Annotated in this window: 15 protein-coding genes, 1 pseudogene and 1 riboswitch; of the genes and pseudogenes, 9 read left to right on the top strand and 7 right to left on the bottom strand. The window is 67.9% G+C overall.

Features of this window, described 5'->3' with window-relative positions:
* The 5 genes from WCD84_RS04280 to WCD84_RS04260 form a co-directional block, all read right to left on the bottom strand.
* Positions 1–825, bottom strand: coding sequence for an ABC transporter permease (locus tag WCD84_RS04280; protein WP_343254528.1), 825 nt, complete (start codon positions 823–825; stop codon positions 1–3).
* Positions 822–1,748 carry an ABC transporter ATP-binding protein gene (locus WCD84_RS04275; protein WP_343254529.1) on the bottom strand — a complete coding sequence of 309 codons (927 nt, stop codon included), beginning with the start codon at positions 1,746–1,748 and terminating at the stop codon, positions 822–824. Before WCD84_RS04275 ends, WCD84_RS04280 begins: the two co-directional genes overlap by 4 nt.
* Positions 1,745–2,971 carry a nitrous oxide reductase family maturation protein NosD gene (locus WCD84_RS04270; protein WP_343280545.1) on the bottom strand — a complete coding sequence of 409 codons (1,227 nt, stop codon included), beginning with the start codon at positions 2,969–2,971 and terminating at the stop codon, positions 1,745–1,747. Before WCD84_RS04270 ends, WCD84_RS04275 begins: the two co-directional genes overlap by 4 nt.
* A 112-nt stretch (positions 2,972–3,083) precedes the next feature.
* A complete protein-coding gene (gene nosZ / locus WCD84_RS04265; protein ID WP_343280544.1) occupies positions 3,084–5,069 on the bottom strand; it encodes a TAT-dependent nitrous-oxide reductase in 1,986 nt (661 codons plus the stop codon).
* 40 nt (positions 5,070–5,109) lie between these two features.
* Entirely contained in the window at positions 5,110–7,374 is a 2,265-nt protein-coding gene (locus tag WCD84_RS04260; protein WP_343254532.1) for a 4Fe-4S binding protein, read from the bottom strand.
* Between the two features lie 54 nt (positions 7,375–7,428).
* On the opposite strand from WCD84_RS04260, the gene WCD84_RS04255 reads away from it, so the two are divergent.
* On the top strand, positions 7,429–8,505 hold the full coding sequence (locus WCD84_RS04255) for a ferritin-like domain-containing protein (protein WP_343280543.1): 1,077 nt from the start codon (positions 7,429–7,431) through the stop codon (positions 8,503–8,505).
* Between the two features lie 48 nt (positions 8,506–8,553).
* Here the strand turns inward: WCD84_RS04255 and WCD84_RS04250 are convergent, their stop codons facing one another.
* Both WCD84_RS04250 and WCD84_RS04245 read right to left on the bottom strand, forming a co-directional pair.
* Positions 8,554–8,685, bottom strand: a complete 132-nt coding sequence (locus tag WCD84_RS04250; protein ID WP_343254534.1) for a putative transporter small subunit — start codon at positions 8,683–8,685, stop codon at positions 8,554–8,556.
* Positions 8,682–10,379: a sodium:solute symporter family protein gene (locus WCD84_RS04245; RefSeq protein WP_343280542.1), complete on the bottom strand. Its 1,698-nt coding sequence runs from the start codon at positions 10,377–10,379 to the stop codon at positions 8,682–8,684. Before WCD84_RS04245 ends, WCD84_RS04250 begins: the two co-directional genes overlap by 4 nt.
* Positions 10,380–10,674: 295 nt before the next feature.
* Between WCD84_RS04245 and WCD84_RS04240 the strand changes: the two genes are divergently transcribed.
* The 8 genes and pseudogenes from WCD84_RS04240 to WCD84_RS04205 all read left to right on the top strand — a co-directional run bounded on the left by WCD84_RS04240 (position 10,675) and on the right by WCD84_RS04205 (position 19,659).
* Positions 10,675–11,190, top strand: a complete 516-nt coding sequence (locus WCD84_RS04240) for a c-type cytochrome (RefSeq protein WP_343280541.1) — start codon at positions 10,675–10,677, stop codon at positions 11,188–11,190.
* A gap of 81 nt (positions 11,191–11,271) precedes the next feature.
* Positions 11,272–12,699: an ExeM/NucH family extracellular endonuclease gene (locus tag WCD84_RS04235; protein ID WP_343280540.1), complete on the top strand. Its 1,428-nt coding sequence runs from the start codon at positions 11,272–11,274 to the stop codon at positions 12,697–12,699.
* 175 nt (positions 12,700–12,874) lie between these two features.
* Positions 12,875–13,546 (top strand): alpha/beta hydrolase, encoded by a 672-nt coding sequence (locus WCD84_RS04230; RefSeq protein ID WP_343280539.1) that lies wholly within the window; start codon positions 12,875–12,877, stop codon positions 13,544–13,546.
* Positions 13,539–14,672 carry a cell division protein ZapE gene (zapE, locus tag WCD84_RS04225; RefSeq protein WP_343280538.1) on the top strand — a complete coding sequence of 378 codons (1,134 nt, stop codon included), beginning with the start codon at positions 13,539–13,541 and terminating at the stop codon, positions 14,670–14,672. Before WCD84_RS04230 ends, zapE begins: the two co-directional genes overlap by 8 nt.
* A 103-nt stretch (positions 14,673–14,775) precedes the next feature.
* A riboswitch (cobalamin riboswitch) is annotated at positions 14,776–14,982 on the top strand.
* 184 nt (positions 14,983–15,166) lie between these two features.
* Positions 15,167–17,557, top strand: a complete 2,391-nt coding sequence (locus tag WCD84_RS04220) for a ribonucleoside-diphosphate reductase subunit alpha (RefSeq protein WP_343280537.1) — start codon at positions 15,167–15,169, stop codon at positions 17,555–17,557.
* 87 nt (positions 17,558–17,644) lie between these two features.
* Complete coding sequence (locus WCD84_RS04215; RefSeq protein ID WP_343280536.1) at positions 17,645–18,706, top strand: ribonucleotide-diphosphate reductase subunit beta; 1,062 nt, start codon at positions 17,645–17,647, stop codon at positions 18,704–18,706.
* A 68-nt stretch (positions 18,707–18,774) separates the two neighbouring features.
* Positions 18,775–19,269: pseudogene (locus WCD84_RS04210) on the top strand (flavodoxin); the annotation flags it as partial.
* A gap of 48 nt (positions 19,270–19,317) precedes the next feature.
* Positions 19,318–19,659 carry a thioredoxin family protein gene (locus WCD84_RS04205; RefSeq protein ID WP_343254551.1) on the top strand — a complete coding sequence of 114 codons (342 nt, stop codon included), beginning with the start codon at positions 19,318–19,320 and terminating at the stop codon, positions 19,657–19,659.
* Positions 19,660–19,698 lie beyond the last annotated feature (39 nt).

Below are 19,698 nucleotides of genomic sequence, written 5' to 3'. Positions count from 1 at the left end.
TCATATCGGTCTTCTCCTGAATGCAAGGACCGCCAGGCCCAACGGAACCACCACCCAGGCTGCGAGTACCGCGAGCAGGACGCCCGCGGGCATTGGCGCCGCGTTGCCGGGGCCGGCCAGGCCGCTGTAGAGGGCCACGCTGTCGTTGGCGGTCATGTTGAAGATCCGGTAGACGTCCGCCGGATTGAGCAGCAGCAGTGCGTCCAGCACGTTCTGGGTCACGTAGCGGCCCTGGTCGGCTACCAGGATGCCCAGCAGGGCGGTGTCGTAGAGCAGCACGAACACCAGCCAGGCGCCGACGGCCAGGCCGGCCGCGGTGGCACGCTCGCGCACCAGGGTGCTGGCCAGCACGCCCATCGACACGAACGCCGCACCCAGCATGATCGAGGTGAGCACCATCATCGAGAAGGCGCCCCAGGCAAGCGAGTCGGATTCGCTGCCCATGGCCAGCGCGCCCGCCGCGACGCCATAGCCGAGCAGGGTGGCAATGCCCAGGATGCACACGTGGCCCAGCGCCTTGCCCACGACCACCTGCCAGCGTGCCACCGGATAGGACAGCAGCAGCATCAGCGTGCCGCGCTCCTGCTCGCCCACGATGGCGTCGAACGACAGCAGCAGGGCAATCAGGGGCACCAGGAAGATCGTGAGGCTGGCCAGGCTCACCACCACGACCGCCATCGGGTCGGCCCTGACCGCACCTGTGGGGGCACTGCCGAGCAGCACCAGTGACAGCGACAGCGCGGCCAGCAGCAGCGTGGTCGCGACCACCCAGCGGTTTCGCAGCCCGGCCCGCACCTCCTGCATGGCAAGCTTCAGGACGTTCATGCCGCACTCGCCTCCTGCTCCACCAGATGGCGGTAAAGATCCTCGAGTCCCGGCGTCGCCGTAGTGATGTCCTCGATGCCGTCGACTGTTGCCAGGGTGCGCAGCGCGGCCATCTTTTCCGCAGCCGGCACGCTGAGCACGAGCGTGCCATCGGTACGCACCGTGCACCGGCTTCCTGCCGGAAGCCTCGCAAGCAGTTGCGCCGTATCGTGGCTGCCGTCGCGCACGCGCAGCCGGAGCCTTGCATCCGGCACCGCGCCCTCGCGCAGATCGTCCAGGGTACCGGCCGCCAGCAGGTTGCCGCGATGCATGACCGCCACCCGGTCCACCCGGTTCTCGACCTCGGCCAGGGCGTGGGTGCAGACCAGTACCGTGGCGCCGCTGCCGCGCAGCATGTCGATGGTGTTGAACACATCGACCCTGGACGCCGGGTCCAGGCCACTGGTCGGTTCGTCGAACAGCAGCAGGCGCGGCTCTCCGATCAGCGCCTGTGCAATTCCCAGCCGCTGCCGCATGCCCTTGGAGTAGGTCGAAACCCGGCGTTTGGCTGCGTGCGCGATCCCGACCATCTCCAGCAGTTCGCCGTTGCGACGCGGCGAGTGGCGCTTCAGCCCCGCATAGAACGTCATCAGCTCATTGCCGGTCATCGCGCCGTGGAAGGCGACGTTCTCGGGCAGGAAGCCAAGCGTGCGCCGGGCTTCGGCGCCGTGGGCACCGGCCGGGTCGACGCCCGCCACGCGCACTGTGCCCTCATCGGGCCGCACGAGTCCGAGCAGGAGCTTGATCAGCGTGGTCTTGCCGGCGCCGTTGTGGCCGACCAGGGCGGTCGCTTCACCGGCATGCAGGGCAAGGGTGACGTCCTGCACCGCAACCACGTCGCCGTATCGCCGCGTCACGTCGTTCCACTGGGCAATGACGCTCATCGTGCGTCATCCTGCGGCATCTGCGGCGGACGCATGAGTGGGGCGCTGTCCACCACGCCGCCCGTGGACAGGGCGGGGAAGCGCGACTGTGCCCAGCGCACCATCTGCACCGCCGGGCTGCTCACCAGCGCCTTGGCCTGCGGCAGTGTCCACAAGATCTCGTCCATCACGTCGTTGGGCCGGTACGGCCGGTCGCCGATGCCGTCGCCATCCAGGTCATAAGCCGGATTGTCGCTCCAGTAATTGCCCCGACCCTCCGACGCCCAGTCCATGTGGCGCGTGCCCACGTATTTGATCTGCATCCGGTTGGCCACGAATGCGTTGCCACTCAGGGCGTTGCCTTCGGAGCCAGCGGTGAAATGGACGCCGATCGGGCAGCCCTCGAGCCAGTTGTCCGTCATCTGGTTCTGGTTGGCGTTGTAGATGAACACGCACTTTTCGCCGCCGTTGCGGACCGTGTTGCCAACCACCCGCGAATCATTGGTGGCATTGAGCATCAGGCCATGGTCCCTGTCGTTGATGGACACGTTGTCGCGGATTTCCAGGCCTTTGGAAAACATGATCGCCCAGCCGACGTGGTTGCCGCGGGACGTGTTGCCGATGATCCGGCTGTCGTGGGTGTACATGTAGTGGATCGCGAAGCGCAGGTTGGAAAAGGTGTTGTCCCGGAAGGTGTTCCGGTTGCTGACCCTGACGTAGATGCCGTCGCGGCCATGGCTGATGGTGTTGCCGATCACCTCGGCGCCGGGGGCGTTCCAGATCGTGACGCCGTTGCCGGCTTCTGCCAGGCGCATGTCCTTGAACCCGGTGATGACGTTGCCTTCCACGATCGAGCCTGCGGCTCCATGGAGATAAACGCCGAACAGGTTGTCGACCAGCTTGTTGTCACGCACGTCTGCCCGCGACGCGGACTCCTGGACCAGGATCGCCGAGTCCATCGCCGCCAGGTCGGTGCCCGACCCGCTGATCTGGAGCCCGTGGACGCGCACATCCGGGGCCGTGACCGTGACCACGCTGCCGGCACCGGGCCCGGACAGCACCGCGCCGGGCTCGCCGACCAGCGAGAGTGCCCTGTCGATGACGACCGGGCCTGCGTGCCGGCCGGCCTCCAGGCGAACGGTGTCGCCTGGCGCCGCGGCTTCGATCACCGACTGGAGCGGGACGCCAGGTGCCACCCGAAGCTCGGCGGCGAACGCCTGGGCCGCGACCACGGTCCAAGCCATGCCGACAACGCACACAAGGGCATCAGCGACCGCCGCTGCGCGGCGACCGCCCATGCCGGGCCGGCGGCGCCGGTTGCACCGGGCCGCCGGGTGAAGCAGGTACCGCATCCGCTCAGGCCTCGACCAGCATCCGCCCCTTCATTTCCATATGCATGGCGTGGCAGAACCACTGGCAGTAGTACCAGTACACGCCCGGGCGGTCGGCGGTAAAGGTGACCGACGCCGTGGCCTGCGGACCGATTTCCATGGCCACGCCGTAGTTGACGATCGTGAAGCCGTGCGTGAGGTCTTCCACGCTGTCGTTGTTGGTCACGTACACGGTCACTTCATCCCCCCGCTTGACCGTGAAGTCGGTCAGGCTGAACGCCGGCGCCACCGAGGTCATGTAGACACGGACCTTGTTGCCGTCGCGGATCACCTGCGCCGCGGCCTCGAGGGTGACGCCATCCGTCGCGGCCTGCCGGCGCGCGTCTTCCCACATCGGGTCGTTGCGGTCCCAGACGTTGACCGGGTTGACCTTGGAACGGTGGATGATCTCGATGTCATGCGGCTCGGCGAACGAAGGGCCGTCGTGCACCAGGACCATCTCGTCGCCGGAGATGTCGATCAGCTGGTCGTTCTCGGGCTTGAGCGGTCCCACGTTGAGGAACCGGTCCTTGGAGAACTTGTTGAGCGACATCAGCCACTTGCCATCGGCTTCCAGGCTCTCGCCCATCGAGGTGTGGTTGTGGCCGGGCTGGTATTGCACGTCAAGCTTCTGGATGATCGGGTCGACGTCCTCGCCGTTGAACAGCTGCACGGCCTTCTCGATATTCCACTTCACCAACTGGCTGTCGATGAACAGCGTGGTGTAGGCATTGCCGCGCCCGTCGAACGCCGTATGCAGCGGACCCAGGCCGAGTTCGGGCTCGGCCACCACCGTGTCGCGCGGCTGGATGGTGCCGGCGAACAGCTCGGGGAACTTGCGCACGTCGAACACGGTGACGGTCGGCGACAGCTTGCCGTTGGCGACGGCGTGGATGCGGTCGGGCGCCATGTTCATGCCGTGCGGGCTGTTGGACACCGGAACGTAGCGGGTGAACGCCGAGTTCGCCTGCTTGCGGCCATCCAGGACCGGTGCGCCATTGATCATCTCGGCCTCGCCGTTCGCCACCGCGGCCTCGATCGCCTTGATGTCGAAGATGACGACGTGGTCCTGCTCGGCGGCGGACATTTCCGCCAGCGTCATGCCTTCCTCGGAGTTGTAGCTGGTCGCGAACGCGTACAGGCCGTCGTAATCGGCATCGACGTTGTCCAGGTTGCCGCTGACCATGACCTGCCAGGCAACCTGCATCGTGTCGCCATCGACCGCGGTGAAGATGTAGCGGTATTGCTCCAGGTCATTCAAGTTGGTGCCGTCGTTCTGCAGCGGCACGCTGTCTTCGCCGTTGCAGAACAGATAGCCGGTCTTCGGGTACTTCTGCAGGCGCATGCCATGCACGGTGTGCTGGTTCGGCAGCTCGAGGATCTTGTCGGTCTTCATCACGTCGCAGCGCACGCGCGCGACCCGCGTGTTGGCCTTGTCGTTCATGAACACGTAGCGGCCGTCGTGTTTGCCTTCGGTGAACGACATGTGCGGGTGGTGCAGGTCGCCGTTGAAGTGGGTCCCGCCGCGGGTGCTGAGGAATTCCCTCGTCTGCGGCGTCAGGCCTTCGGTGAGCACCTTGAGGCTCTCGTTGGTCTGGCCCCAGCCGGTGGCGCTGCAGCGGTTGAACACCGGGATCCGCATCAGCTCGCGCATCGACGGCATGCCGATGATGCGCAGTTCGCCGCTCTGCCCGCCGGAAAGGAATCCGTAGTACTCGTCGAGTTCGCCGGGTGCGATGTGGATCTTGGCCGCCGCATCCGACGTGGCCGTGCCGCCGCCCGCGGGCGGCGCGCCGGCCGCCGCGCCGGTGCCGTTGCCGGACGCGCTCCTGTCGCCGCAGCCGGCCAGGAGGCCGGTGGCGGCAGCGCCGGCTGCCAGAGCCACGCTGCCCGTCAGCATCGCCCTCCGGCCGGAATTCGGCAGCGACGTGTCGGCCGCCGGGTCGATCGATTTGCTCTTGTCGTCACTCACGTTCGTTTCTCCATTGGGAATTGGATCCATGCAGCGGGATTCACTGACTGGCATCGGCTGCTGCGGTCTGGTCGCCGTCTGCCGGCAGCACCGCCAGCGGTATTGACTTCGAGGCCGCCGCGCGCCTTTCGCGCTTGAGCCGGCGCTGGATCTGGACCGGGCACTTGGTATCGCTGTGGTACAGCACCTGGCAGTGCAGGCACGAGATGCACTCGTTCGGATTGATGTGGCCTTCCGGGTGGATCGCTTCCACTGGGCATTCCTTGAAACAGCGCATGCACGGGTTGCCGCACTCGCGGTAGCGCTTGAGCCAGTCGAACATCCGCATGCGCCCGGGGATCGCAAGCGCAGCGCCAAGCGGGCACAGGTACCGGCAGAAGAAGCGCTCGACAAAGAGCCCGGCGACGATCAGGGCCACGGCAAACAGCACGAACCACCACTCGCGCATGAAGCGAAGGATGATCGCGGTCTTGAAGGGCTCGACTTCCGCCAGCTGCTCGGCGAAGGCCAGCGACCCCAGCGAAACGCCGAACAGGACCAGGAAGATGATGTACTTGATCGGCCACATGCGCTGGTGGACGCCCCACGGGATCTTCAGCTGCGGCACCTTCAGCGCCTTGGCGACCCGGTTGGTCAGCTCCTGCAGGGCACCGAAAGGGCACAGCCAGCCGCAGAACGCCCCGCGTCCCCAGAAGATCAGCGCCACCGCGACCGAACACCACAGGATGAAGATCAGCGGATCGACCAGGAACGAGGACCAGTTGAAACCATCGCGGAGCGAGGTCGCGAATGTCAGGACGTTGACCACCGACAGCTGGGCCTGGGCCACCCAGCCCAGCCAGAACAGGGTGACCACGAGGTAGGCCAGGCGGATCCGGTCGAAGAGCAGCTCGCGCTTCACCAGGGCATCCTGGAAGAAGAAGATCAGGGTCAGCGCGATGAGCATCACGCCGAGCACGGCAATGGAGACGGTCTTGCTCTGCCACATCCGTTTCCACAGGGGATCGGTGTCCTCCTCGAGGAACGCGTGGGACCCCGTGCCGGCGCCCAGCCCGGCCGTGGGCAGCGTGCCGGCTGCGGAGGCGGGGTCCAACCCCGGTGCGGAACCGCTCGTGGTGTATTGCGCAGGGATCGAATAGGGCAGGTCGAAGGACACGAAGGCCTTGGTCAACGCACCGGTCGCCCGCTGCACGAGCAGCTGCAGGCGCCAGGGCTGCGCCGGATCGAACTCGCTGCCGTCCGGAATGACGAAGATCCCGATTTCCCTCAACGAAGGCGCGCCCTCGGCCCCGAGGGCACCCACGCGCCGATGGAACTGGTCACGGAAGCGGATCGTCTCGGCACCCTGGATCAGCTCGATGCGGTCGAAGATGCCGCCGCGGACATACCCGGACCCCTTGAACGAATAGATGCCTGACCCGCCGACCAGGATGGCCTGCTGGCCAGGCGCCAGCATCCGCAGCATGCTGGCGTATTCGCTTTCGCCCAGCAGGCTGCGTCCGATTGCCGGCTGCGACACCAGCGCCACGTAAAGATCAATGAACGGATCGTCCGGCGCGCCGGCCTGCGGACGCCGCGCGGCCTCCGGGTCGCCGGCTTCGGCGAAGCTGTCGTTGACCTCGCCTACGGTCAGGTGCAGGTGCGAGACCGCGCCCTCGTCGAGCAGTTCCTGCCAGCCGGCGATCGAGCCGGCCTCCGCGTCCACGGCGCGGGCTTGCGGCGCCTCGCCCGCAGCCGCGGCCGCAGCCGGCTGGCCGCCGTCCAGGCCCAGCAGGCGGGCCACCCGCGCTGCCGATCTCGTGACGCTTTCCCCCATCACCAGCACGGTCACGGTGGCGCCGCTCACCAGGTCCACACGCGGTGGCCCGGCTCCCGTGGCGGCGGCCTGCAGCGGGTTGTAGCCGACGAAAGGAGCCAGGTAATCGACGACGCGCTGCTCGGGTATGCCGATCAACACGATCGGTTCACTGTGCGCGACCATCCTGATGCCGGTGATGGTGCCGGCCGTGTCGAGCCCGACCAGGATGTGGATCGGCTTGCTGGAATATCCGTTCGCGTTGACGTACTGCGTGTTCAGGTAGGCGTAGCCAGCCAGTTGGTCGCCGCGGAACACCTGCGCGACCGGCGGCGACTCCCGGGTCGGCCCGAAGCGGTCGGCGCCTGGCACCAGTTCACCGGGCGTGACCTGGTTCACGAACGTGTCGAAAGTGGCCGCCGACTGCGCGACCGCCGGCAGCCACGACATCGCAGTCAACAGGACCATGGCAAGCACAACGCGCCACGCCATGCCGGGGGGATGCCCCAAGATCCACTCCTCGCGGTGCGTATGGGATGATGACGCCGCACTGCTGGTGTCAACATGCGCGGCTTCGTCCACGCGGAGTATAAGCGGGGTTTTGAAATGGGTCGAACACGTCCCGACAGCGATACGACCGACCCGCTTTCGCTCGGCCGGGACAGTGGCGACCAACGCCGCTTCGGGTCCGTGGAACGCGCGCGGCGACGGTCGCGGCTGCGCGCCGATCCCGGCATCGACGTGGTCGACATGCCCACGCTGGTGGGGATCGCAAAGGCCATCGAGGACGAAGCGGTCCGGCGTTACGCACTGCTCGCGGAGCTGATGGACCGTCGCGGAGAGCCCGCGACCGCCGCGGCGTTTCGAGCAATGCTGGAAGAGGAGCGCAGCCACGTGGCGGCCGTCGATCGATGGGCTGCTTCGGTTGGCGAGCCTGCGGTTGCAGCGGACGATTACGAATGGCTCCTGCCGGCCGACCTGTCCAGCTCCTGGGACGAGATATCCGGAAGCGCATTGCTGACGCCGTACCGGGCTTTCGCGGTGGCGGTCGAGAACGAAGAGCGCGCGTTCTCCCTCTACGCCTACCTGGCCGCCCACGCGCAAGACGCGCAGATCAGGGCGGAGGCCGAGAAGCTCGGCGGCGAGGAGCTCCGGCACGCAGCCCTGCTGCGCCGCTGGCGACGCCGGGCGTATCACCGCGAGCGCCGGACTGCGGCGCCGCTGCAGCCGCAGCTTCAGATCGATTCGACCGAGCTGCTGCGCGAGGTCCTGGCCCAGCACGAGGCGGCGATCGCCGCGACGCATCATGCGCTGGTACCCCGCCTGGAACGCGCCGGCGACGGGGCCAGCGCGCGCCTGCTGCAGCGTTCCATCCCCGCGGTGGCGCGCGAGGGGACGCCAGGTGAAGCGGCAGGCCCCGAAGCGTCCGCGTCGCCCACGGCGGGCGCGCCCGGTGACGAGGATCCGCGCCACCTGCTGGTCGATGCACAAAAGCCACTGGAAGCGCTTGCGGATGTGCTCGAAGCGGTCATGGCCACGGCCGAAGGTGATCTGTTCGAAGAAGCGGCGGCCGCGACGGACAGCATCGTCAGGCGTATCGCGCAGATCTCGCTGCGGATCGGCAGTTCCGGCGAAGCGTAAGCACTGCAGCCGCTGCTACGGGGTCGTGGTGGCGCCGCACCGCGACGCTCACACCAGCTCCTCGCCCTTGCGCCGCGCGCGGCGCACGTCGCGCCACACGCCGCGGCCCATGATGAACATCATCACCGCCACCAGCACCGGCCAGACCAGCACGTAGGCCGTCATCAACAGGTCTCTCATCGGGCCACCCCCGGGGTCTGCACCGGCCGCACCGCGGCACTGCCGCCGGTGCCGGTGTCTTCATCGTCATCGAAGTTGCGCACGCGCCTGGCGATCAGGGCAAAGTCGAAGTCCTCGTCGCTGCGGAAGCTGAGCAGCGCGCACACCACGGTGCTGACACCATAGGCGTTGAGCGAACTCAACAGCACCGGGTAGTCGCGCAGGAAGCCGAAGGTGAAGGGCGCCAGCGCCAGTATCGCCAGCGCGCCCACGGCCAGTCCGGCGCGCTTGCCGAAGAAGCCGAAGGCCATCAAGCCCAGGACCACGCCGGCGCCGACGGTCGCGAACGCCTCGAGTACCAGCGCATACATTCCCGCGATCGGCAGCAGTTCGAAACGCGCCACGGTGAACGCGACCAGCGACACCAGCACCGCGGTGGTGAAGGCGCGGTTGTTGACCTTCTTCCAGTAGACGCTGGCGATCACCGGGAACACGATCGAGCCCCACAGCGCGCCCACGAACACCAGCAGCGAAAGAATGTCGATCCGGAAGCTGGCGAAGACCAGGCCCGCGGTGGTGGCCACGATCATGGTGATGCGCCCCACCCACAGCATGGTGGCCGGGTTGACGCGGCCGCGCGCCAGGTTCTTGCCGTAGATGTCGGTCATCATGATCGACGACAGCGCGGCAAGATCGGAGTCGGCGGTGGACGACAGCGAGCCGATCACCATGATGAAGAACACGCCGATCATCACCGGCCCCAGGTAGCTCGATGCCATCTGCGGGATCAGGTTGTTGTGGTCGCCGCCGGCGGGCTCGATGCCCACCATCAGCGCCACCACGCCCAGCATGCCCAACCCGATCACGGTCGCACCGTAGCTGATGGTGGCGGTCAGGAACGTGGGCTTGATCAGGTCCTCGCGCACCGCGAACAGGCGCTGGGCGATGGTCTGGTTGCCGATGGCATAGGCCAGCACCGCCACGAAGTACGGCGCGCCCTGCTCCAGGAACGCGGTCTTCGAGAACATCGTCGCCTGCTCGGCGCTGAGGCGGTCCCAGCCCTGCGCCACCGCGTCGATGCCGCCGGCGTTGAAGAACACCAGCGGGATGATCAGCGCCGCGGCGCCGAGCATCGCGGCCACCTGGACGACGTCGGTCATGATCGATGCGCGAAAGCCCGACCACAGCGTGTACGACAGCGTGCCGACGCCGGCGATCACCACCCCGTGCACGAAGTCCAGCGGCGACAGCATCGCCACCAGGGCGCCTGCGGCGGTGAAGTTGGCCATCAGGCTGATCACGCTGCCGGCGATGTTGGAGCCGGCGAGGATCAGCTGGCTGGAGCGCCCGTGGCGGGCGTGCATGATCTCGGCCAGCGTGTGCGCTTCGGGCGCGACCTCGCGGAAGCGGCGGCCGAAGGGATAGATGAAAAGGATCATCAGCGCACCCCACAGGCCGTAGTGGATCGGCCCGGAGATGCCGTATTTGTAGCCCGACGTGGCGGCGGCGTAGAACGAGGCCGCCCAGATCCAGGTGGCGGTCATGCTGGCGGCGGAGATGCCGAAACCCACCGCGCCGTTGGAGTTCATGTAGCCGTCGACGTTCTCGCTCCTGCGCGCGATGCGCGTGGACATCAGGAACGTGCCGCCATAGAAGGCGAGCATCAGCAGCAGGACGGTGGGTGTTTTCAGTTGATAGAACGTGAGGTCGGCCACGGGCAGGCGGATGCTCCCTGGTTGACGGCCATGTGGGCCGGAACGGGACGCAGCACGCAGGACATCCTGCCGGACGGAAGAGGTCCGGGCGAAACCCTTGCCGGGGAGGAAAGACTGGAACAGCTGCGCCTTGGGGCGCCCCGGAATCGCCCTGGTGGCGACGGCATCGGAAGCGCGGCGAAGGGCATATCCTAGCAGCAGCCCGCAAACAGGCCGGAACACTGCGTTGCAAGGCGACTGTGCTCTATAATCCAGCGCAGCGGTGGCCGCCGGCCACGCACGTCAATGGTGTTCCGTGCGCAACTACGACCTCGACTTCCTCAAGCGATTCTCCCTGGTGATCGGCTTCCTGACCGTGGTGACACTCGGGTTGATCGTCCTGTCCTACTTCGTGCACGTGTCGCTGCCGACCGAGGTCGATCCCTCGACCGCCAGGCACACCGCCAACCGGCTCGCGCCTGTCGGCGCGGTGTATGCAGGCGATACCGGCGCCGCCGCCCAGGCCGCTGCGTCCATGGCCGCCGCCGCTGCCGCGTCCGCGCAGGTCGCCTATGGCGGCACGCTCGATGGCTCGGTCATCTACGGCAACCTGTGCGCCGGTTGCCATACCGCCGGCGTCGCCGGCGCGCCGAAGCTGGAGCCCGCGGACTGGACGGCGCGCATCGCACAGGGCACCGAAACCATGCACCGGCACGCCATCGAAGGCTTCACCGGCGCCACCGGCATGATGCCGGCCAAGGGCGGCAATCCTGCGCTGACCGACGAGCAGGTCATCGCCACCGTCGACTGGATGCTGGAAAACCTGAAGTAAGCTGGCCTCCCGACCGGTCGTCGACGCCGCCCCACCGGGCGGCGTTTTCATTTCCGCATCCCGTCTTCGCCCGAGAACGCCATGAGCCACCGCGCGCCCGCACTGTCCGTTCCGTTCCTGCTGCCGGCACTGGCCGCCGCGCTGGCGCTGGCCGGCTGCGTTGCCACGCCCGCCCGCGAGGCTCCACCTGCCGCTGCCGCAGTGGAGCTCGCGGCGCCGCCGGCCGACTGGAGCATCCACGACGGCCGCCGCGTGCGCATCACCGCGCCCCTGGTGGTCTCGGGCAACCACCGCATCGGCCGCGACAACACCGTGGTCGCCGCTTTCGGCGAGCGCCTGCAGACGCCGACCGAGGTCGCATTGCCGGGTGCAGACGCCAACGCGATCGCCACCGCCAACCGCATGCGCAGCCTTGCCCTGGTCCTGCCCGCGCAGGCTGCCGGCCATCCGCGCACCTGGCGCAGCGGCGGCGTGCTTGAAGCCGCCGAGGGCGACCTGAAGGTCGGCAAGGACGGTCCGCGACTGCATCTGCGCGACGTCGAGGTGCTGCAGCCCGCATCGCGTCCGGCGGCACCCACGGTAGCCGGCGAAGTCCGCGTGGCCAGCCTCAACCTGGAAAACCTGTTCAACGGCGACGGCCGCGGCGGCGGCTTCCCGACCGCGCGCGGTGCGCGCACGCCGGAGGACTACCAGGCGCAGCTCGCGCGCCTGGTGGCCACGCTCGGCTCGCTTGATGCCGACGTGGTCGCCCTGCTGGAGCTTGAGAACGACGGCTACGACGCCGACTCCAGCCTCGCCCGGCTGGTCGCCACGCTGGACCCGGACGGCCTGCGCTGGCGCTTCGTCGATGCCGGCACCGGCCCCGGCGACAATCCGATCCGGGTCGGCATCATCTACCGCGCAGATCGCGTCGAGGCGATTGGCCGGCCGGCCACGCTCGAGGCCGGCCCCTTCGGCCCGCTCAGCCGCGCGCCGCTGGCCCAGGCCTTCCGCGCCGGCAACGGCCCGGCGTTCGTGGTGGTCGCCAACCATTTCAAGTCCAAGGGCTGCCGCGACGCCACCGGCGCCGACCTCGACCAGGGCGACGGCCAGGCCTGCTTCAACGCCACCCGTCGCGCATCGGGCACGGCGCTGCGCGCCTGGCTTGCCGGCGACCCGACCGGCAGCGGCAGCGACCTGGTCGCGGTGCTGGGCGACCTCAACGCTTATGCCATGGAAGATCCCGTGCGCGGCTTCATCGATGCCGGCTGGCACGACGCCCTGGCCGCCGCCGATGGCGGACGGCCCTACACCTACGTCTACGACGCCCAGGCCGGCCGCCTCGACCACGCCCTGCTGAGCCCGGCCCTGGGCGGGCGCCTGCAGGATTCCGCCATCTGGCACAGCAATGCCGATGAAGCCGCGAACGTCGTCGATCCGGCGGTCAACGGCGGCGAAACCAGCACTGCGCCCTGGCGCGCCTCCGACCATGACCCGGTGATCGTGGGGCTGCGGCTGCGTACGCGATAGACCGCGGGCTTCGGCTGCGGACGCTGTGGATCCTTGGGCTTCGGTTGCGGACGTGGCAGGGCGGACACTGGCGGTCGCCGCTACAGATACTCCTACAAGAGCCACCCCGCCACTGTAGGAGCAGCTATAGCTGCGACCACCGTCCGCGGACAGCGGGGCGACTATCATTGGCGCCATGAGCCAGCACCTGCCATTTCCCGAAGCCTCCGGCGGCCTGACGCTCGCCGGCCCAGCCGGCGCGCTCGAGGTCGCCGTCGACCTGCCTGACGACGATGTCGCCCGCTCGGCCGTGACCGCCGTGATCTGCCACCCGCTGCCCACCGAGGGCGGCACCATGCACAACAAGGTGGTGACCATGGCCGCGCGCGCGCTGCGCGAGCTGGGCGTGGCCACGGTGCGCTTCAACTTCCGCGGCACCGGTGCCTCTGAGGGCGAATTCGACAAGGGCGACGGCGAGCGCGGCGACCTGCGCGCGGTGGCCGAATGGGTGCGCGCGACGCGCCCCGGCGACCAGCTCTGGCTGGCCGGCTTCAGCTTCGGCGCCTACGTCAGCCTGGCGATGGCGGCGGAGCTGCAGCCCTCGATGCTGATCTCGATCGCGCCGCCGGCCGGTCGCTGGGCCTTCGACAGCATCGCCACCCCGACGATGCCGTGGCTGGTGGTCCAGGGCGAGGCCGATGAAATCGTTGACCCGCAGGCCGTCTTCGACTGGCTCGACCGCCTCAAGGCCGAGCCGGAGCTGGTGCGGATGCCCGACACCAGCCATTTCTTCCACCGCAAGCTCATCGACCTGCGCGGCGCGATCAAGAGCGGCGCGCGACGCCACCTGCCGGCAGCCAATGGCTGAAGCAGCGGACGCGGCGCGTCCGTCGCAGGCCTACCGCGAGGGCGTGGCGCGCGGCGACTGGGACGACGATCCCGCCCAGCACGCGCCGCTGGCCGCGCTCGATCGCGTGCATGAGGCCGTGGTCGGCACGCCGCGCCGCGGCTGGCTCGCGCGCACCTTCGGCGGCGGCGAGCCTGCGCCGCAGGGCCTGTACCTGTGGGGCGGCGTCGGCCGCGGCAAGACCTTCATGGTCGACCTGTTCTACGCCGGGCTGCCGCTGCCGGTGGCCAAGCTCGATGCCGGCGGCAGCGGCGGCAACGGCAAGCGCCGCACCCACTTCCACCGCTTCATGCGCGTGGTCCACGAGCGCCTGCGCGAACATGCCGGCGAACGCGACCCGCTGGCGGCGATCGTGGCCGAATGGCGGCGTTCGCTGCGCGTGCTGGTGCTGGACGAGTTCTTCGTCAGCGACATCGGCGACGCCATGCTGCTGGCGCGGGTGCTGGATCGCATGTTCGCCGAGGGCATCGTGCTGGTGACGACCTCCAACATCGCACCGTCCGGCCTGTACGCCGACGGCCTGCAGCGCGCGCGCTTCCTGCCGGCAATCGACCTGCTGGAGCGGCACTGCCAGGTCGTCGAGATCATCAGCGACACCGACTATCGGCTGCGCGAACTGACGCGGTCGCCGGTCTACCGCGCGCCGCTGGATGCCGGGTCCGACGCCTGGCTGGACGCGCGCTGGCATGCGCTTGGCGGCGACGACGCGCATCGCGAAGGGTCGATCGAGCTCGACGGCCGGCGCATCCCCACCCGTGCGCGCTGCCCGGGCATGGCCTGGTTCGACTTCGAGGCGCTGTGCGAAGGCCCGCGCGCGGCCTCGGACTACATCGGGATCGCGAGCGAATTCCACACCGTCCTGCTGGGCAGGGTGCCGGTGATGGACGCCACGCGCGACGACGCCGCGCGCCGCTTCGTCACCTTCATCGACGAAGCCTACGACCGCAACGTCAAGCTGGTCTGCACCGCCGCGGCCGCGCCGCACGCGCTGTATGCCGGCGAGCGCCTGGGCGGTGCCTTCGAGCGCACCGCTTCGCGGTTGATGGAGATGCAGTCGACCGATTACCTGGCGCGACACCACCGCTGACGGCCGGCCGCTCCAGGAAGCGGCGGAATGTCCGACGGCACGTTCCGCCCGCCGTCGCAGGAGGTCGACCACGAAATATAGCGTTGACCGATGCCGGCAACCACATTATGTTGTGGCCGTCGGTTCCCGCGCCGCAGGGCTCGGGATGAAAAGGGAAGCCGGTCGAAAACCGGCACTGCCCCGCAGCGGTAGGTGGAAACGAGGTCGCACTCGCACTGGAACGGTGGTTCCGGGAAGCGGTGACCGAGGCGTGGAGCCAAAGGCTCCCGGATCCACGAGTCCGAAGACCTGCCGACAGCCGCGCGCATGCACATCGCGCGGTGCCGGCTGCGGAATCTCCGGGGGGAGATGGCTGGTGAAGCGCGCATGCGCCCGCGATCCGTCGTCCGGATCCGGAGCGCGTCCGTTGCGACGCCGCTAGTCCATCCCGTGATGACGCCGCCCGCCTCCTGCCGCGGGACAGGTGGCCGTGCGTCCCTCATCCAGGAACACACATGGACAAGCACGACGGCATCGCCGCCGACCCGGCTCCAGCCCCAGCTGCCTTCGCCGCGGAAGGCCCCGCCGACCGCGTCGCCACATGGATCACCAAGGAGGCGGGCAACCGCCGGACTCCCTACGACCGCACCCGCCTGGAGCGCGCCATCGACCGCGTGCATGCCGAATTCCCGCAGCTCGACGCCGCCGACTACAAGCGCAGCGTGTCCGGCTTCGTCGAGCGCAAGGACGCGGTCAACGCAGACGACCTGGTCGATCACCTGATCCGCGAGGCCGAGGCGCGCGTGGACGTGGCGGCGCCGGAGTGGGAGATGTTCGCCGCGCGGCTGTACCTGCACCGCCTGTACAAGCGCGCCGGCCGCAACCGTTTCTACGACGTCGAGCAGAAGTACGGCTCCTACGTGGGCCTGCAGGAAAGCCTGGCCGACCGCACCGTGTATTCCAACGACATCCTGCGCGCCTATTCCAAAGAAGAGCTGCAGGAAGCCGGCAGGATGATCGACCCCGGGCGCGACCTGTTGTTCAACTACAACGGCCTGTACCTGCTGGCCACCCGCTACCTCGCCACCGACACTTCGCGCGAGGTCTACGAGCTTCCGCAGGAGCGCTGGCTGACGATCGCGCTGTACCTGATGCAGGACGAGGCCGGCACCGGCAAGGGCGGGCGCGAACGGCGCATGCAGCTGGTCGGCGAGGCCTACTGGGCGCTGTCGAACCTCTACATGACGGTCGCCACGCCGACCCTGCAGAACGCCGGCAAGACCGGCGGCCAGCTGTCCTCGTGTTTCATCGACACCGTCGGCGACTCGCTGCAGGGCATCTACGACTCCAACACCGATATCGCGCGCGTGTCCAAGGGCGGCGGCGGCGTGGGCGCGTACATGGGCTACGTGCGTGCGTCGGGTTCGGCGATCCGGGGCGTGCCGAATTCTTCCGGCGGCGTGGTGCCGTGGATCAAGCAGCTCAACAACACCGCGGTGTCGGTCGACCAGCTCGGCCAGCGCAAGGGCGCGGTGGCCGTGTACCTGGACGTCTGGCACCGCGACATCGAGGCCTTCCTCGACCTGCGCCTCAACAACGGCGACCAGCGCCTGCGCGCGCACGACGTGTTCACGTCCGTCTGCATCCCCGACATCTTCATGGAGGCGGTCGAGCGCCGCGGCGACTGGTACCTGTTCGACCCGCACGAGGTGCACCGCATCAAGGGCTGGTATCTGCAGGACTTCTTCGACGAGAAGAAAGGCGAGGGCACCTTCCGGGCGAAGTACGAGGAGGTCGTCGCCGACGAACGCATCGCGCGCAAGACGATCAAGGCCATCGACATCTTCAAACGGCTGATGGTCAGCCAGCTCGAGACCGGCAACCCCTTCATGTTCTACCGCGACGAGGTCAACCGGAAGAACCCGAACAAGCACGCCGGCATGGTGTATTCGTCCAACCTCTGCACCGAGATCCTGCAGAACATGAGCCCGACGCGGCTGATGCAGGAGATCATCAGCGGCAACCAGATCGTGACGACGAAGCAGGCCGGAGACTTCGTGGTCTGCAACCTGTCGTCCGTGAACCTGGGCCGCGCGATCGTGCCCCAGGGCGGCCAGGGCGACCTGATCACCGACGTGCTGGAACGGCTGATCCCGATCCAGGTGCGCATGCTCGACAACGTCATCGACCTGAACCTGCTGCCGGTGCCGCAGGCCACGATCACCAACCGCAAGTACCGGGCCATCGGCCTGGGCACTTTCGGCTGGCACCACCTGCTGGCGCAGAAGGGCCTCGACTGGAACTCGGTCGACGCCGAGGACTACAGCGACACGTTGTACGAGCGCATCAACTTCCTGACCGTGCAGGCGAGCATGGCGCTGGCGAAGGAGAAGGGCGCCTACCCCGTGTTCGAGGGCAGCGACTGGCACAACGGCGCCTACTTCCGCGACCGTGACTACAGCAGCCCGCAGTGGCTGGAGCTGGCCGCTCAGGTGGCGGTGAACGGCGTCCGCAACGGCTGGCTGATGGCCGTGGCGCCCAACATGTCCACCGCGCAGATCGCCGGCAGCACCGCGTCGATCGACCCGGTCTACTCCGCGTTCTACTACGAGGAAAAGAAGGACTACCGCCGCCCGGTGGCCGCGCCCGGGCTGTCGCTGGAGACCTGGCCCTACTACGAGAAGGGCGCCTACCGGGTCGACCAGTTCGCAAGCGTGCGCCAGAACGCGCGCCGCCAGCGCCACGTCGACCAGTCGATCAGCTTCAACTTCTACGTGCCCAGCACCATCCGCGCCGGCACCCTGCTGGAGCTGCACATGAGCGCGTGGCGCGAAGGCATGAAGACGACGTACTACGTGCGCTCGAACGACATCGACATCGCCGAGTGCGAATGGTGTTCGAGCTGATCCCGTGGGAGCGGCTACAGCCGCGATACCACCCTCGTCGCAGCGTCCGATCGCGGCTATAGCCGCTCCCACACACAGGGAACCACCATGTCCGCCACCGCACCGACCACGTCCACGCCGCTCGACCGCATCCGGATCCTCGAGCCGCGCCATCCCAACCGCTCCACCGGGATCATCAACGGCCGCACCAGCGGCATCCTCAACTGGAACGACATTCCGTATCCGTCGTTCTACCGCGCCTACAAGGAGCTCTCGACCAACTTCTGGATCCCGGACGAGGTCGACATGAAGGCCGACGCCAGGCAGTACGGCGAGCTCTCGGCGCGCGAAAAGAACGCCTACGATTCGATCATCGGGCTGCTGGCGACGCTGGACTCGCCACAGACGCGCTTCATCTACAACGTCGCCGAATACATCACCGATCCGGCGGCGCACGCCAACGCCGCGATCATCGGCCAGCAGGAAGTGATCCACAACGAGAGCTACAGCTACGTGCTCGCCTCGATCACCGACCTGGCCAACCAGAATCGTGTGTTCGAGATCGCGCGCACGCACCCGACGATCCAGAAGCGCAATGCGCCGATCATGGGGTCCTACGACGACTTCATGCGCGAGAAGACCGCCGAGACCCTGCTGCGTTCGCTGATCCAGTCCTCGATCCTCGAGGGCATCAACTTCTATTCCGGCTTCGCCTACTTCTACAACCTGGTGCGCCAGAACCGGATGACCGGCACCGGCAAGATCATCAGCTTCATCAACCGCGACGAACTGGCGCATACCAAGTTCATCAGCGAGCTGATCCGCGCCATCGTCGGCGAGAACCCGGAGCTGCAGACCGACGAGCTGACCGCCTACGTGCACAGCGCCTTCGAGCACGCCATCGAGCTGGAAGTGCAGTGGACCGGCGAGGTGCTGGACGGCATCGACGGCATCGACGTCGACGAGATGGTCCGCTACGTGAAGTACCGCGCCAACAAGATGGCCGGAATGCTGGGCATCGAGAAGCTGTACTCGGACGCCACCGAGAACGTGATGCCGTGGATCAAGGCCTATGCCGACAACTTCACCGAGACCAAGACCGACTTCTTCGAGATGCGCAATGCCAGCTACAAGAAGACCAACGTCGACAATGGTTTCGACGATCTTTGAACCTGGACTGTGGGAGCAGCTATAGCTGCGATCGCGGCCATGGCCGCTCTTACCATTGGAGCATGGGCATGCGCATCCTGATCGCCTACGCATCGCTGAGCGGCAACACCCGCGACCTCGCGCGCACGGTAGGGGCGCGCTGCGAAGCGCTGGGCCACGCGGTGACCTGGGTCGAGACCGACATCCGGTCGCTGGCCGAGGCCGCAACAGACCCCCACCACGACCTCTACCTTCTCGGCGCCTGGACCGACAACGCCGGGCGTACGCCGCCGGAGATGAAGCGCTTCATCTCCGGGCTGGTCGAGGCCGTGGGCAAGCCTGAGCGGCTGGCCGTGTTCGGTACCGGCGAAACGCAATGGGGCGAGGAGTACTACTGCGGCGCGCTGCGGCGCATGGCTGCGTTCTTCGACAGCCGCTTCCCGCGCCTGGAGATCGAACAGATGCCGCATGGCGAGCGCGACGCGCAGCGGATCACGCATTGGATCGACGAGGTCCTGGCGACCGCCGCGAGCCCCGGCGGCAGCATTGGATGCCGAGCCGCGGAAGCGGACCGGCCCCGGCACATGGCACACGCACCGACCTCGACACCGACATCTACAGGGCCACCCCACATGCAAACGCTCGACGCCTCATCGCCTGAGGATTTCCACGCCGCCATCGCCGCCCACCCGCGGCTGCTGGTCGACTTCAACAAGGACAACTGCCCCGGCTGCCGGATGCTGGACATGTCGCTGCGGAAGTTCGCTGCCGATCCCGCCGCCGAGGGCCTGGTCCTGATGAAGGTGAAGCTGGAAGCCGTCGGCGACGGGTTCTTCCGCGACCTCGGCCTGCGCCAGACGCCAACGCTGTCGCTGTTCCGCGACGGCGAAGAGGCCGCGCGCCTGCCCGGCTTCCAGGCCCCGGCACAGGTCGCGCACGCGGTCGCACTGCACTTCGGCCGGGCCCCGGCGTGACACGCCCCGCCGCGGATGCACCCACCGAGGCGCGCCTGC

Origin of the sequence: Luteimonas changyuni (assembly GCF_039548395.1) — a bacterium.
Lineage (GTDB): Bacteria > Pseudomonadota > Gammaproteobacteria > Xanthomonadales > Xanthomonadaceae > Luteimonas.
This window is presented reverse-complemented; position numbering and strand designations above follow the sequence as displayed.

Coding starts and splice junctions, on each gene's coding strand:
- WCD84_RS04275 (WP_343254529.1), bottom strand. CDS start 1,748: ATGAGCGTCATTGCCCAGTGGAACGACGTGACGCGGCGATACGGCGAC.
- WCD84_RS04235 (WP_343280540.1), top strand. CDS start 11,272: ATGAGCCACCGCGCGCCCGCACTGTCCGTTCCGTTCCTGCTGCCGGCA.
- WCD84_RS04230 (WP_343280539.1), top strand. CDS start 12,875: ATGAGCCAGCACCTGCCATTTCCCGAAGCCTCCGGCGGCCTGACGCTC.
- WCD84_RS04270 (WP_343280545.1), bottom strand. CDS start 2,971: ATGGCTTGGACCGTGGTCGCGGCCCAGGCGTTCGCCGCCGAGCTTCGG.
- WCD84_RS04255 (WP_343280543.1), top strand. CDS start 7,429: ATGCGCGGCTTCGTCCACGCGGAGTATAAGCGGGGTTTTGAAATGGGT.
- WCD84_RS04250 (WP_343254534.1), bottom strand. CDS start 8,685: ATGAGAGACCTGTTGATGACGGCCTACGTGCTGGTCTGGCCGGTGCTG.
- WCD84_RS04215 (WP_343280536.1), top strand. CDS start 17,645: ATGTCCGCCACCGCACCGACCACGTCCACGCCGCTCGACCGCATCCGG.
- WCD84_RS04220 (WP_343280537.1), top strand. CDS start 15,167: ATGGACAAGCACGACGGCATCGCCGCCGACCCGGCTCCAGCCCCAGCT.
- WCD84_RS04205 (WP_343254551.1), top strand. CDS start 19,318: ATGCAAACGCTCGACGCCTCATCGCCTGAGGATTTCCACGCCGCCATC.
- zapE (WP_343280538.1), top strand. CDS start 13,539: ATGGCTGAAGCAGCGGACGCGGCGCGTCCGTCGCAGGCCTACCGCGAG.
- WCD84_RS04280 (WP_343254528.1), bottom strand. CDS start 825: ATGAACGTCCTGAAGCTTGCCATGCAGGAGGTGCGGGCCGGGCTGCGA.